The organism is Bradyrhizobium sp. P3_C3, assembly GCF_056402655.1.
Window position 1 is genome coordinate 129,444 of sequence record NZ_JBFUGY010000017.1, and the last position, 14,000, is coordinate 143,443.

A 14,000-nucleotide genomic window follows, 5' to 3' on the forward strand; every position below is an offset into this window, starting at 1 on the left:
AGGAGAACGACTATGAAGCCCCGCATGAACTTCTACCAGGCCGCCCCCGACACGATGAAGGCGCTGATGGCGCTGGAGGAGCAGATCCAGTCCACGGGCCTCGAGAAATCGCTGATCGAGCTCGTCAAGATCCGGGCGTCGCAGATCAACGGCTGCGCCTTCTGCATCAACATGCACACCGAGGACGCCCGCAAGCGCGGCGAGACCGAACAGCGCATCTATCTGCTCAACGCCTGGCGCGAATCCCCGCTCTATACCGATCGCGAGCGGGCCGCGCTGGCCTGGACGGAATCAGTGACGCTGATCTCCGAGACCCACGCGCCGGACGACGTCTACGAGCAGGTCCGCGCGCAATTCTCCGATGCGGAGACGGTGAACCTGACGATGCTGATCGGGGCGATCAATGCCTGGAACCGAATCGCGATCGCGTTCCGCGCGGTGCATCCGGTGAAGGTGAAGGCGTCGGTGGCGTAGGACGGCGCTTCCTCTCGGGCAAATCTCGTAGGTTGGGCAAAGGCGCACTTGCGCCGTGCCCACGTCTTCTGACGCCTTCGCTGAAGGAATGGTGGGCACGCTTCGCCTTGCCCACCCTACGATAGCGGAGTTTGCGGCCTAAACCGCCGTCGCCTTGGCGAACTCGATATAGATCTCCCGCAGCCGCGTGGCCATCGGACCGGGCTTGCCATCGGCGACCTTCTTGCCGTCGATCGCAACCACCGGCTGGACGAACAGCGACGCCGAGGTGGCGAAGGCTTCCTTGGCGGCGAGCGCCTCGGCGACCGTGAAGGAACGTTCCTCGACGCGAAGCTGACGCTCTTCGGCGAGCGCCACCACGGCCTTGCGGGTGCAGCCCGGCAGGATCGCGTTGGAGTTCTTGCGGGTCACGATGACGTCGTCCTTGGTCAGGATGAACGCCGAGGACGAACCGCCCTCGGTGACGTAGCCGTCTTCCAGCATCCAGGCCTCGCCGGCGCCGGCTTCGGCCGCGGCCTGCTTCGCCAGAACCTGCGCGAGCAGTGCCACGCTCTTGATGTCGCGCCGTTCCCAGCGGATGTCGGGCACGGTGATCACGTTGATGCCGGTCTTGGCCGAGGCGGCGTTGATGATGTCCTTCTCGGAGGTGAACATCACCAGGCTCGACTTGACGTCGCCCTTGGGAAAGGCGAAGTCGCGGCCCTTGTCGGCGCCGCGCGTGACCTGGAGATAGACGAGGCCGTTCTCGACCTTGTTGCGCGCGATCAGCTCCTTCTGGAGCTCGGTGATGCGCTCGACCGTCTCCGGCAGCTTCAGCTTGATCTCGCCGACCGAGCGCTCCAGCCGCGTCAGGTGCGAAGCGTTGTCGACCAGCTTGCCGTCGAGCACGGCCGAGACCTCGTAGATGCCGTCGGCGAACAGGAAGCCGCGATCGAGGACCGAGATTCTGGCGTCCGAGAGCGGGACGAATGAGCCGTTGACGTAGGCGATCGAGTCCAAGGCAGGTCTCCTGGGGAGGGAAAGGGGGATTTGCCTGCCCGTATACGGGATTTGTTGGGGTCACGAAACCCTCAACCCGTCATTCCGGGGCGGCGCGAAGCGACGAGCTTTGATGCGCAATTGCGCATCAGAGAATCCATAACCCCGGCCGGTGGTTATGGATTCCGGGCCCGCGCCAAGAGGCGCGTCCCGGAACGACAGCAGAGGTTAATGCGACAGAATCTTCGACAGAAACTTCTGCGCGCGGTCGCTGCGCGGCTTGCCGAAGAAGTCCTCCTTCGCCGCGTCCTCGACGATCTCGCCGCGGTCCATGAAGATGACGCGGTTAGCGACCTTGCGGGCAAAACCCATCTCGTGGGTGACGACCATCATGGTCATGCCTTCGCGGGCGAGATCGACCATGACGTCGAGCACCTCGCTCACCATCTCGGGGTCGAGCGCCGAGGTCGGCTCATCGAACAGCATGACGATCGGGTCCATGGCAAGCGCGCGGGCGATCGCGACGCGCTGCTGCTGGCCGCCGGAGAGCTGCGCCGGAAATTTCTGCGCCTGCTCCTTCAAGCCGACGCGGTCCAGGAGCTGCATACCCTTTGCCACAGCCGTGTCGGACGACCGTCCTAGCACCTTCTGCTGCGCGAGGCAGAGGTTGTCGATGATCTTCAGATGCGGGAACAGCTCGAAGTGCTGGAACACCATGCCGACGCGCGAACGCAGTTTCGGCAAATTGGTCTTGGGGTCATTGACCTTGGTGCCGTCGACGCTGATGTCGCCCTCCTGGAACGGCTCCAGCGCATTGACGCATTTGATCAGCGTCGACTTGCCCGAGCCCGAGGGGCCGCAGACCACGACGACCTCGCCCTTGGTCACGCTGGTGGTGCAGTCGGTCAGCACCTGGAAGGTCGGGGTGTACCATTTGTTGACGTGGCTGATTTCGATCATGACCGATGCGCTCTATCGAATGATGGCGATGCGCGACTGGAGGCGGCGAACGCCGAAAGACGCGATGCAGGAAATGGTGAAGTAGACGACGGCGGCAAACAGATACATCTCGACCAGACGGCCATCGCGCTGCGCGACCTTGCTGGCCGCGCCGAGGAAGTCCGGGATCGACAGCACATAGACCAGCGAGGTGTCCTGGAACAGCACGATGGTCTGCGTCAGCAACACCGGCAGCATGTTGCGGAACGCCTGCGGCAGCACGACGTAGCGCATGGTCTGCGCGTAAGTCAGGCCGAGCGCGTTGGCGGCGGCCGGCTGGCCGCGCGAGATCGACTGGATCCCGGCGCGCATGATCTCGGAGAAGTACGCCGCCTCGAACATGATGAAGGTGATGAGCGAGGATGCGAACGCGCCGACGCTGATCGGACGCGAGGCGCCGGTCACCCACTGCCCGATATAGGGCACCAGGAAATAGAACCAGAAGATCACCAGCACCAGCGGCAGCGAGCGCATGAAGTCGACATAGACACCCGCGATGCGCCCGAGTGTCTTGTAGCCGGACAGCCGCATCAGGGCGATCGCCGTGCCGAAGATCAGGCCGCCGAGGGCGGCGAGCGCCGTCAGCGTCACCGTGAAGGTCATGCCCTCGTAGAACAGATAGGGCAGCGAGCGGCGGATGACCTCGAAATCGAGATTGCTGAACATGGTGCTATTTCCCCGTGATGTAGCCGGGGATCGCGACCCAGCGCTCGAGGAAGCGCATCGCGGTCACGACAATGGCGTTGACAAGGAGATAGAGCAAGGTCGCGGCCGTGAAAGCCTCGAACACCTGGAACGAGAATTCCTGCATCGAGCGCGCCTGACCAGTCAACTCGATCAGGCCGATCGTGATGGCGACAGCCGTGTTCTTGATGGTGTTGAGGAACTCGGAGGTCAGCGGCGGCAGGATGATGCGGAACGCCATCGGCAGCAGCACGTAGCGATAGCCTTGCACGGTGGTCAGCCCGAGCGCGGTCGCCGCCATTTTTTGGCCGCGCGGCAGCGAGCCGATACCGGCCTGCAATTGTATCGCGACGCGGGCCGACATGAAGAAGCCGATGCCGATCGCGGCCGTCCAGAACGGCGCGTTCGGCAGCTGCTTCAGCCAGAGGCCGGCGGCCTTCGGCAGCAATTCCGGCAGCACGAAGAACCACAGGAACAGCTGCACCAGCAGCGGCATGTTGCGGAAGAACTCGACCCAGCAGAAGCCGAACCAGTAGGCGCCCTTGGACGGCAGCGTGCGCATGACGCCGACGAGCGAGCCGAAGATCAGCGCGATGATCCAGGCGAGCGCCGCCGTCTTGAGGGTCAACACCAGTCCCGACAGCAGCATATCGAGATAGGTGCCGGTCCCCATCGGGTTCGGCTCGAAGAAGATTCCCCAGTTCCAGTGGTAGTTCACGTGTCCCCCGCGCGAACGCGCCAATCATGGAAGTCGCAGGCGCCTATGCAAATGTCCGGCCACCCTGGTGTCAAGAGTGGCCGGACATGATCCCGATCCGGAGACCGAGGTTATATCTTACTTGTAGTCGTCCGGGTTCGGCGAGTCCGAAGGTTTCGCGAACTCGTTCTTCAGCTCGGCCGAGATCGGGGTGTTGAGGTTGAGGCCCTTCGGCGGGATCTTGGCCGTGAACCACTTATCGTAGATTTTCAGGCCCTCGCCGGAGGTGTAGAGCGCAGCGGTTGCTGCATCGACCACCTTCTTGAACGGCGCGTCGTCCTTGCGCAACATGATGCCGTAGGGCTCAGGCTTGGAGAACGCGTCCTTGGAGATGACATAGTCGTCCGGCGTCTTCGAGCCGGCAACGAGGCTCGCGAGCAGAACGTCGTCCATCACGAAGGCGACCGCGCGGTCGGTCTCGACCATCAGGAAGGCCTCGGCATGGTCTTTGGCCGGGATGATATTGGCACCCAGGCTCTTCGCGACATTGGCCTCGGTGAGCTGCTTGATGTTGGTGGTGCCGGCGGTGGAGACCACCGTCTTGCCCTTGAGATCGTCGATCGACTTCAGGCCGCTCGACTTCTTGAAGACGTAGCGGCTGGCAGTCAGATAGTGCGTGTTGGTGAAGGCCACCTGCTTCTGGCGGTCGGCATTGTTGGTGGTCGACCCGCATTCGAGGTCGATCGTGCCGTTGGCCATCAGCGGAATACGGGTCGCCGAAGTCACCGGATTGAGCTTGACCTCGAGCTTGTCGAGCTTGAGCTCCTTCTTCACGGCGTCGACGATCTTGTAGCAGATGTCCATCGCGAACCCGACGGGCTTCTGGTTGTCGTCGAGATAGGAGAACGGGATCGAGGAATCGCGGAAGCCGAGCGTGATGGCGCCGGTGTCCTTGATGTTCTTCAGCGTGCCGGTCAGCTCCTGGGCCCCGGCCTGGCTGACGGCGAAGGTCGCGGCGAGCGCGAGGCCGATGCTACGGAAATGTCTCACTTTTTTATTCCCCTTTCAGGATGATGCGGCCCGGATGCAAGCACAGATTGGGCCGGATTAGAATGTGACTTTCGGCTGGATTGCAGCTCAGGTTAATGGCTCAGCTTAATGGCTTGGGCAATTCCCCGAGATCCCAGAACAGCCCGGCCATCACCGTCAAGGCCTCTTCGGTCAATGGCAGCAGGATGTGCTCATTGGGCGCATGCTGGGAGCAGCCGGGATAGGAGTGCGGGACCCAGATCGTCGGCAGGCCCAGGATCTCGGAAAACACGTCGTTGGGCAGCGAGCCGCCGAAATTCGGCAAAACGGCCGGCGCCTTGCCGGTGGTCTCTTTCACCGAATCCGCCGCCCACGTGATCCAGGGGCTGTCGAAATCGGTGCGCGACGCCGCAAAGCTCTGGGCGGCCCGCACCTCGACCATCGGAAAGCCCTTTTGCACCAGATGCGCGCGGACCGCATCGATCAGGCCGTCGACCTTGGTCCCGACCACGAAACGCAGTTGCAGCACGGCATTGGCGTGGCCGGGGATGGCATTCGCGGGCTTCTCGATATTACCGGACGACATCGCCAGCACTTCGAGCGTGTTCCAGGCATAGAGCCGCTCGGCGGCCGACAGCCCTTCCTCGCCCCAGTTCTCCGCGAGCGCCGGCTCGTCCGCGGTCGGCACCACCTGCACGTCGGCAAGATAGCTGCGGATCTGGTTGGTGAGCCGCGGCGGCTTCAGCGCGTCGAGCTGAAGCCGGCCATGGCCGTCGACCAGCGTCGAGATCGCGTTGACGAGAATGGTCGCGGGGTTGGCGAGCACGCCGCCCCAATTGCCGGAATGATGGCCGCCGTCGCGCAGATTGACGTCGAGATGAATGCGGATGCCGCCGCGGCAGCCCAGGAACAAGGTCGGCCGGTCGGCCGACAGGCGCGGTCCGTCGGAGGCCACGAACAAATCGGCCTTGAGCGCATCGCGATTGAGGTCGCAGACCTTGCCGAGGTCGGGCGAGCCGATCTCCTCGCCCATTTCGATGATGAATTTTGCGTTGAAGCCGAGCTTGCCGCCGCGGGCCTCGCGCACCGCGCGGAGTGCCGCCATGTTGATGCTGTGCTGGCCCTTGTTGTCGGCGGTGCCACGGCCATAGAGCCGCGTGCCCGCAGCCGTCGTGCGCCAGGGATCGCGGCCGTCGCGCCACTCCCCCTCCATGCCGTCGACGACGTCACCATGGCCGTAGATCAGCACGGTCGGCGCTGACGCGCTCTCGTGATGCTCGGCGAACAGGAACGGCGCCTTGCCGCTCGGGGATTCGACGATGCGGCTGGTAAAGTCGAGCGCAGCAAAGGAGGGCATCATCTCCTGTTCCAGGTAGCCGCGCAGCTCGGCGCCGCGCGACGGATTCTGGCTTTCGGTCTTGAAGGCTACGCGGCGGTCGAGCTCGGTGAGGAACGCACCGGATTTGAAATCGTCGCGGGCGCGGGCGATGGCGTCGGCTCTGGTCATGGCTGGTTTTTCGAGGCGTTGGGACGAAGGACCTTACCCGAGACAGGTAGCCCTTCGAAAGTGGCGGGGACTTGGACAGTTCTTGTAGTTCTCTTGCGATTTCGTTCTTGCTCTCTTGAGATTGGCTTGCCAAGAGCGGGAGCGCCGCTGATCTTGGCCTTGCCAAGCGCAAGCCTTTCTATTCTTGGCCCTTGCCAAGGGCCAAGAATATGCAAGAACTTCGCCAAGTTGAGGCGCACGTTTATCATTCGAAGAGCGCTCGGTACAGGGCGCCGGGGGATCATCATGGCCAAGCAGATCAGGCTCAACGCCTTTGCGATGAATTGCGTCGCGCATCAATCACCCGGGCTGTGGACCCACCCGCGCGATCGCACCGCCGAATATAACCGCCTGCCCTACTGGATCGATCTCGCCAGGACGCTCGAACGCGGCCGTTTCGACGGGTTGTTCCTGGCCGACGTGCTCGGGGTCTATGACGTCTATGGCAGCAGCCCTGACGCGGCCTTGCGCAATGCAGCGCAGACGCCGTCGAACGAGCCGCTGCTGCTGCTCTCGGCGATGGCGGCGGTGACGAAAAATCTCGGCTTCGGCGTCACCAGCAATCTGTCCTTCGAGCCGCCCTACCCGTTCGCGCGGCGGATGTCGACGCTCGACCATCTCACCGAGGGACGGATCGGCTGGAATGTCGTCACCGGCTATCTCGACAGCGCCGCGCGCGGCGCCGGCAAGGACAAGCAGACCGGACACGACGATCGCTACGACATCGCCGACGAATATATGGAGGTGGTCTACAAGCTCTGGGAAGGGAGCTGGGAGGACGACGCGGTGCTGCGCGACCGCAAGCGCGGCATCTTCACCGATCCGAGCAAGGTTCATCGCATCAATCATGAGAGCGCGAATTACCGCATCAACAACACCATCCATCTCAGCGAGCCATCGCCGCAGCGGACGCCCGTGCTGTACCAGGCCGGCACCTCGCCGCGCGGCCGGCAGTTCGCGGCGAAGCATGCCGAATGCGTGTTCATGTCAGGACCGTCAGCCAAGATCATTGCGCCGCGCGTCTCCGCGATCCGCCAGGAAGCCGCCGCGCTCGGCCGCAATCCGGCGGAGATCCTGATGTTCAACATGATGACGATCATCCTCGGCAACACGGAAGCCGAAGCGGCGGCCAAGTATGCCGACTACCGGTCGCATATCAGTCCGGAAGGCGCGCTGGCCCTGATGTCGGGATGGACCGGCATCGACTTCTCCGGCTACGAGCTCGACCAGCAGGTGCGTCACGTCCAGAACGATGCCGGCCGCAGCGCACTCGACAACGTCACGCGCGGCGACCCCGACCGCGTCTGGACCGTCCGCGACGTCATCGAGCATGTCGGTATCGGCGGCGCCGGCCCGGTCGTGGTCGGCACGCCCGAGAGCGTCGCTGACAAGATCGAGGATTGGTTCGAGAAGACCGACGTCGACGGGCTGAATGTCGCGTTCGCGATCTCGCCCGGCGATTTTGAGGACATCGCCGACATGCTGGTGCCGGAGCTGACCAAGCGCGGCCGCTACAAGCCGGAATACGCAAAGGGCACATTGCGGGAGAAGCTGTTCGGCGACGGCCGCGCGAGGCTCGGCGCGCCGCATCCGGCGGCGGGGTATCGGGTGGGGAAGAAGGGGTAGAAGCCGCTAGGTACGCTGTCATGCCCCGGCTTGCCGCCTTCGCCCAAAGGCTTCGGCGGCCGAGCACCCTTGTGGCCCCGGCGTAGCCTTGGCGGAGCCGGGACCGGGGCATCCAGTACGCCGCGGCCTATCGAGGAATCACAGCCGTCTCTGGAATACTGGATCGCCCGATCAAGTCGGGCGATGACAGCTGAGATCGTGGCGAGCACCGACGCGATGGCGCGCTGCCCTACACCTTCCCGTCCACCATCACCTCGATCAGCTTCGTCCCCGGCCGGCCGAACGCCGACGCCAGCGTCGCCTTCAACTCCCGGGGATCGCTGATCTTGATCGCCTCGCAGCCGAGCGCCTTCGCGATCCCTGCGAAATCCACCGGCGGATCGGCAAAATCCATGCCGACGTAATTGTCGTCGCCATGGAAGGCGAGCAGGCGCTGCTTGATGATGCGGTAGCCGCCATTGTTGGCGATGACGACGTTGAGCGGCAGCTTGTGATGCGCCGCCGTCCACAACGACTGGATCGAATACATCGCGCTGCCGTCGCCGGAGAAGCACACCACCGGGCGATCCGGATTGGCGATGCTGGCGCCGACGGAGGCCGGCAGGCCCCAGCCGATGCCGCCGGAGGCAAGCCCATGATAGCCGAAGCGGTCGCGGTGCGGACGCAGCGCCGTGATCTGGCGGCTCGAGGTCAGCCCTTCGTCGACGAGGATCGCATGACCGGGCATGGCCTCGACCATTTGCAGCACCAGGACGTCCGGATCGATCGGGCTGCGGCCGGCGGTCTTGCCGATCTGCTCGACCAGCGCAGCACGCCGCGCGGTCCAGTTCTTCGGTGCAAGCTCGGCGAGGCGCTGCTTTGCACGGCTTGCCAGCGCAGCGCCGCCCATCTCCTTCAGCACCGGGATCAGCGCCCGCAGCGTTTCCTTCAGATCCGCTTTGAGCGCGATTTCAGCCCCGTAGTTCTTGGCGATCTCCCAATCGACCAGGCCGATCTGGACGATGCCGAGTCCGTCAGGCAGCGCGTCGACCTCGCTATAGACCGACATCCGCAAGGGATCGCCGCCGAGTGCGATCAGGAGGTCATACGGCGCAAGCGTGTCGCGCGCGACCTTCTGCACGCGCGCCAGCGCGCCGACGAAGCTCGGGCTTTCCGAGAGGAAATGCGAGCCGTAGGGCGTCGAGGATTGATAGGCGGCCGCACCAAGCAGCTCGGCGAGTTCGGCGGCCTCCTTCAGCGCATCGCTCTTGACCACCTCGTCCATGGTGACGATGACGGGACGTTCGGCCTTGAGCAGCCGCGCGGCAAACGCCTTCAGTGCCTCGTCCGACGGCTTTACGCGAGCATCGATGCGGGTGGAGCGGCCGAGATCGATGCCGGCCTCGCTGTTGAGGATGTCGCCCGGCAGCGAGATGAACACCGGCCCGGTCGGCGGCGTCATCGCGACCTTGGCAGCGCGGCGGACGATGCGCGGCAGATCTTCCAGCCGCGTCACCTCGACCGCCCATTTCACCAGCGGCTCGGCCATCCGCACCAGCGGGCCATAAAGCACCGGCTCCATCAGGCCGTGGCCCTGCTCCTGCTGGCCGGCGGTCAGGATCATCGGCGTGCCCGTGAACTGGGCGTTGTAGAGCGAGCCCATCGCGTTGCCGAGCCCCGGCGCGACATGGACGTTGCAGGCGACGAGCTTGCCGGAGGCGCGGCTGTAGCCATCCGCAATCGCCACCACCAGGCTCTCCTGCATTGCCATCACATAGGTGAGATCAGGATGGTCCTTCAGCGCATGCATGATCGGCAGCTCGGTGGTGCCGGGATTGCCGAACAGATGGGTGATGCCCTCGTCCTTGAGCAGCGCGAGAAAAGCGGAGCGGCCGGTAATCTTGTTCTTCATGTTTCCTCCAGGCCCCGCGGGTGCTGCCGCAAGGTGAGGCATGATGGCCGAACTTGGCCGAGGCACGCAAGGAAGCGCCGTCATGGCAGACTTGCGTCGGCGCGGGCAAGCTGGGAACATGCTCGGGCGTAAGCCTGCACGGGGAAACGCGATGGCCTATGACGAGAACACCGCGGCGCGGGTGCGCAAATTGCTGGCGGGTCAGCGAGACGTCGCGGAAAAGAAGATGATGGGCGGCCTCTGCTTCATGGTGAACAACACCATGTGCTGCACCGTAAGCGGGCGCGGCGGCATGCTGATCCGCGTCGGCCCGGAAGCGCATGCACGCATGCTGCAGGAGCCGCACACAAGCCCGATGGAAATGCGCGGGCGCATCATGACCGGCTTCGTGCGCGTCGCGCCGGACGGCTATCAGAGCGATGCCGAGCTGAAAAAATGGGTCAAGCGCGGGCTCGACTTCGTGGCGGCGAATGCGGCGGGACGCAAAGCGGCGCCGCGGAAGGCTGTTGCGGCGAAGACCAAGGTCGCCGCCAAGGCTAAAGCACCTCCTCGCGGCCGAGCTCGAAAGGGTCTTCGCCGCTAGCGCGCTTCTTCTTTTTCGAGCGCTGCCAGACCACACCCGGAAAGCCCTTCAGCGGCACCAGCGGCTCGCCGGTATAGGCCCATTCCTGGAGCTCTTCGATCGCGATGTGATAGAGCGGCTGGCGGCCGGTGCGCTCGTTGAACAGGGCGCGGGGGATGTTGACCATGTGCGGCCCGCGCGGCCGCTCGTACGCGATCGGCGTGCCGCAATGGGCGCAGAAGCTGCGCGCGGTCCTGGTGGCCTTGTCCTCGTAGCGGGCGAGCGCGGTTTTCCCCGAGGTGATGCGAAAGCGCTTCTTCCAGCTTCCGACATAGGTCGCATAGGCCGCGCCGTGGGCACGGCGGCTAGCGGCCGAATGATCATGCCAGGCCCAACGCGCGGGGACGTCGATCTCGAAGGTGACCTTGCCGCAGAGGCATTGGCCGGTGGCGGTTCCTGCGGCGACTGCGGCTTTGGCCATGGTAGGTCCTTCCGTCGTCATTGCGAGCGCAGCGAAGCAATCCAGACTGCCTCTGCGGAAAGACTCTGGATTGMTTCGCTACGCTCGCAATGACGGAGTTTGTGGGCTCGTCGGAGCTACGAATATAGACCTGTAGCCCGGATGGAGCGAAGCGCAATCCGGGGAAGTCTATCGGCGAGGTGAGAAACCCGGATTTCGCTGCGCTCCATCCGGGCTACGAAGGTCTCTACGCCGTCGCGAGCTCGTCATACACCGGGTAATCCGTATACCCCTTCTCCTCGCCGCCGTAGAACGTCGCGCGGTTATACGGCGTGATCGGATAGTCGTGCCGAAGGCGGCGCGGCAGATCGGGGTTGGAGATGAAGATGCGGCCGAAGGCGATGATGTCGGCGTGGCCGTCGGCGATCGCCGCATTCGCAGTCTCGCCGGTGAAGCCGCCGGCGGTCATCAGCACGCCGCTGTAGAGCGGGCGGAACAGCACCATTGCGGAGGGCACGTTCTCCCAGTGGACGTCGGCACGGCCGGCGCCGCTGGAGCGCGGCTCGATGAAGTGAAGATAGGCAAGGCCGAGCTTGTCGATCGCCTTCACGACGTGCGTGTAAAGCGGCATCGGATCGGGCTCACCGGAATCATTGGCGATGCCGTGGGGCGACAGCCGCACGCCGACGCGGTTCGCGCCCCAGACGTCGATGGCGGCCTGCGTGACTTCGAGCAGAAGCCGCGCGCGGTTCTCGATTCCGCCGCCATACTGATCGGTGCGCTGGTTGCTGCGCGACTGCAAAAACTGCTCGAGCAGGTAGCCGTTGGCGCCGTGGATCTCGACGCCGTCGAAGCCGGCGGCGAGCGCGTTCTTGGCGCCCTGCCGGAAGGCCTCGACGATGCCCTTGACCTCGTCGGTCTCCAGCGCGCGCGGGGTCTCGTAATCAGAAATCTTGCCGTCGGCGGTCATCGCCTTCATGCCTTCGGCCTTGATCGCAATCGCCGAAGCCGAGACCGGCGGCTCACCGCCGTGGAAGGACGAATGCGAGACGCGGCCGACATGCCAGAGCTGAAGAAAGATGATGCCGCCCTTGGCGTGCACGGCATCCGTCACCTTGCGCCAGCCGGCGATCTGCGCCTCCGAATAGATGCCGGGCGTCGCGGGGTTGCCGCGGCCATGCGAGAGCACGGGGGACGCTTCAGCGATGATCAAGCCGCCTTGCGTGGCGCGCTGACCGTAATATTCGGCGTTGAGCGGCCGCGGCGAAAAACTCTCGCGCTCGGCGCGCATGCGCGTCAGCGGCGCCAACGCGACGCGATGCGCGAGCTTGTACGGACCGACCTGCAACGGTTTGAACAACGCCTCGAATTTCATGTGGGCCTCAGACGGCTATGGAAGGATGCGGATCATATAGCGAGGGGCGGCCCCTGGAAAAGGCGCCGCCCCATTAAAAGCAGATATTCCCTCTCGCGGAACGCCGGAGAGAGCAGGCCCTACGCCGTCTTGATCCAGACGGCCTTCACGTTGAGATATTCCTCGACGTGCTGCTTGCCGGATTCGCGGCCGTAGCCGCTCATCTTGTAGCCGCCGAAGGGCACGGCCGGGTCCATCGCCTGGTAGCAGTTCACCCACACCGAGCCGGCGCGCAAGCTCTTCGCCACCGCATGGGCCTTGCTGACGTCGCGCGTCCACAGGCCCGAGCCGAGGCCGAACGTGGTGTTGTTGGCGCGCTTGACCAGTTCGTCCATGTCCTTGAACGCGATCGCGGAGATGACGGGACCAAAAATCTCCTCCTGCGCGATGCGCATGTTGTCCTGCACGCCCGCGAACACCGTCGGCGAGACGAAGAAGCCCTTCGACAGCGCGCCTTCGGTGACGCGACCGCCGCCGGCGAGCGCACGCGCGCCTTCCTTCTGGCCGATGTCGAGATAGCCGGTGACGCGCTTGAGTTGCTCCTCGGACACGAGCGGGCCGATCTGCACATTGGGATCGAGGCCGTTGCCGACCTGCAGCTTCTTGCCGAACTCGGCGACGCGGCCGACGAACTCTTCGTAGACCGACTGCTCGACGAACAGGCGTGTGCCGGCRCTGCAGATCTGGCCGGAATTGGCGAAAACCGCCATCGCAGCGCCGGGGACGGCGGCATCGAGATCGGCATCGGCGAACACGATGTCCGGCGACTTGCCGCCGAGCTCGAGCGAGACGCGCTTGAGGTTGCCGGCCGAGGCGCGGATGATCGATTGTCCCGTGACATGCGAGCCGGTGAAGGCGACCTTGTCGACATCATGATGCGAGGCAAGCGCAGCGCCCGCGGTCTCGCCATAGCCGGGCACGACGTTGATGACGCCGGGCGGAATGCCGGCTTCCATCGCCAGCTCGGCGATGCGCAGCGAGGTGAGCGGCGCCTCTTCGGCAGGCTTCAGCACCACGGTGCAGCCGGTCGCGATCGCCGGACCGATCTTCCAGATCGTCGCGGTGAGCGGGCCGTTCCAGGGAATGATGGCACCGACGACGCCGATCGGCTCCTTCAGCGTGTAGGAGAAGATTTCGCCGGGCAGCGAGTTCTCGATGGTCTCGCCATGGATCGCGGTGGTCTGGCCGGCGTAATAGCGCAACATGCCGACGGCGCGCAGACGATAGGCGCGGGTGCGGCTGAGGGGCGCGCCCATGTCGAGCGTGTCGAGCTGCGACAATTCGTCGAAATTCTTCTCGACGAGGTCGGCGAGCTTGAGCAGCAGGTTCTGCCGCTCGAACGGTTTTACTTTGCTCCAGGGGCCTTCGAAGGCACGGCGAGCGGCGGCGACCGCACGGTCGATGTCTTCCTTGTCGCCCTCGGCGACCGTCGCCAGCAATTCGCCAGTGGCGGGGTTGTGGGTCTCGAAGCGCTTGCCTGAGGCAGCATCGACCCACTTCCCGCCGATCAGCATCTGCTTGTAGGACCCGTTGGCGAACGGATGGCGCGTGATCGGAATAGCCTGCGACACAGCCATGGCTGCACTCCCTGTCAAATGATTGATTGGTTCGATCTGGGCGGGATCGTTAGGTCGAATAGA

Annotated in this window: 13 protein-coding genes; 3 read left to right on the top strand and 10 right to left on the bottom strand. The window is 64.4% G+C overall.

Features of this window, described 5'->3' with window-relative positions; all coding sequences use genetic code 11:
• The first annotated feature begins 12 nt into the window (after window positions 1-12).
• On the top strand, window positions 13-474 hold the full coding sequence (locus AC1DW2_RS20915; protein ID WP_007615070.1) for a carboxymuconolactone decarboxylase family protein: 462 nt from the start codon (window positions 13-15) through the stop codon (window positions 472-474).
• Window positions 475-612: 138 nt separating this feature from the next.
• Here the strand turns inward: AC1DW2_RS20915 and AC1DW2_RS20920 are convergent, their stop codons facing one another.
• From AC1DW2_RS20920 to AC1DW2_RS20945, 6 genes are all read right to left on the bottom strand, one after another.
• On the bottom strand, window positions 613-1,473 hold the full coding sequence (locus AC1DW2_RS20920; RefSeq protein WP_166083569.1) for a D-amino-acid transaminase: 861 nt from the start codon (window positions 1,471-1,473) through the stop codon (window positions 613-615).
• Window positions 1,474-1,680: 207 nt separating this feature from the next.
• The gene (locus tag AC1DW2_RS20925; RefSeq protein ID WP_014491857.1) at window positions 1,681-2,412 is read right to left on the bottom strand and encodes an amino acid ABC transporter ATP-binding protein; all 732 of its coding nucleotides are present in this window, start codon (window positions 2,410-2,412) and stop codon (window positions 1,681-1,683) included.
• Between the two features lie 12 nt (window positions 2,413-2,424).
• Window positions 2,425-3,117, bottom strand: a complete 693-nt coding sequence (locus AC1DW2_RS20930) for an amino acid ABC transporter permease (protein WP_166083568.1) — start codon at window positions 3,115-3,117, stop codon at window positions 2,425-2,427.
• Window positions 3,118-3,121: 4 nt separating this feature from the next.
• A complete protein-coding gene (locus AC1DW2_RS20935) occupies window positions 3,122-3,853 on the bottom strand; it encodes an amino acid ABC transporter permease (RefSeq protein WP_063985667.1) in 732 nt (243 codons plus the stop codon).
• 117 nt (window positions 3,854-3,970) lie between these two features.
• The gene (locus AC1DW2_RS20940; RefSeq protein WP_063985668.1) at window positions 3,971-4,882 is read right to left on the bottom strand and encodes an amino acid ABC transporter substrate-binding protein; all 912 of its coding nucleotides are present in this window, start codon (window positions 4,880-4,882) and stop codon (window positions 3,971-3,973) included.
• A gap of 100 nt (window positions 4,883-4,982) precedes the next feature.
• Window positions 4,983-6,368, bottom strand: a complete 1,386-nt coding sequence (locus tag AC1DW2_RS20945) for a M20 family metallopeptidase (RefSeq protein WP_477007093.1) — start codon at window positions 6,366-6,368, stop codon at window positions 4,983-4,985.
• Between the two features lie 285 nt (window positions 6,369-6,653).
• Here AC1DW2_RS20945 and AC1DW2_RS20950 point away from each other — a divergent pair, with 285 nt between their 5' ends.
• Window positions 6,654-8,033 (top strand): LLM class flavin-dependent oxidoreductase, encoded by a 1,380-nt coding sequence (locus AC1DW2_RS20950; protein WP_477007094.1) that lies wholly within the window; start codon window positions 6,654-6,656, stop codon window positions 8,031-8,033.
• Window positions 8,034-8,262: 229 nt separating this feature from the next.
• On the opposite strand, the gene AC1DW2_RS20955 is transcribed toward AC1DW2_RS20950, so the two are convergent.
• Complete coding sequence (locus tag AC1DW2_RS20955) at window positions 8,263-9,924, bottom strand: thiamine pyrophosphate-binding protein (protein WP_477007095.1); 1,662 nt, start codon at window positions 9,922-9,924, stop codon at window positions 8,263-8,265.
• Between the two features lie 40 nt (window positions 9,925-9,964).
• On the opposite strand from AC1DW2_RS20955, the gene AC1DW2_RS20960 reads away from it, so the two are divergent.
• Complete coding sequence (locus tag AC1DW2_RS20960) at window positions 9,965-10,507, top strand: TfoX/Sxy family protein (RefSeq protein ID WP_477007096.1); 543 nt, start codon at window positions 9,965-9,967, stop codon at window positions 10,505-10,507.
• Here AC1DW2_RS20960 and AC1DW2_RS20965 read toward each other — a convergent pair.
• From AC1DW2_RS20965 to AC1DW2_RS20975, 3 genes are all read right to left on the bottom strand, one after another.
• Window positions 10,461-10,967, bottom strand: a complete 507-nt coding sequence (locus AC1DW2_RS20965) for a GFA family protein (RefSeq protein ID WP_231143646.1) — start codon at window positions 10,965-10,967, stop codon at window positions 10,461-10,463. The two genes, AC1DW2_RS20960 and AC1DW2_RS20965, sit on opposite strands and share 47 nt — an antisense overlap.
• A gap of 226 nt (window positions 10,968-11,193) precedes the next feature.
• Window positions 11,194-12,321 (bottom strand): alkene reductase, encoded by a 1,128-nt coding sequence (locus AC1DW2_RS20970; RefSeq protein WP_208084436.1) that lies wholly within the window; start codon window positions 12,319-12,321, stop codon window positions 11,194-11,196.
• Window positions 12,322-12,440: 119 nt separating this feature from the next.
• On the bottom strand, window positions 12,441-13,937 hold the full coding sequence (locus tag AC1DW2_RS20975; RefSeq protein ID WP_166083562.1) for an aldehyde dehydrogenase family protein: 1,497 nt from the start codon (window positions 13,935-13,937) through the stop codon (window positions 12,441-12,443).
• Window positions 13,938-14,000 lie beyond the last annotated feature (63 nt).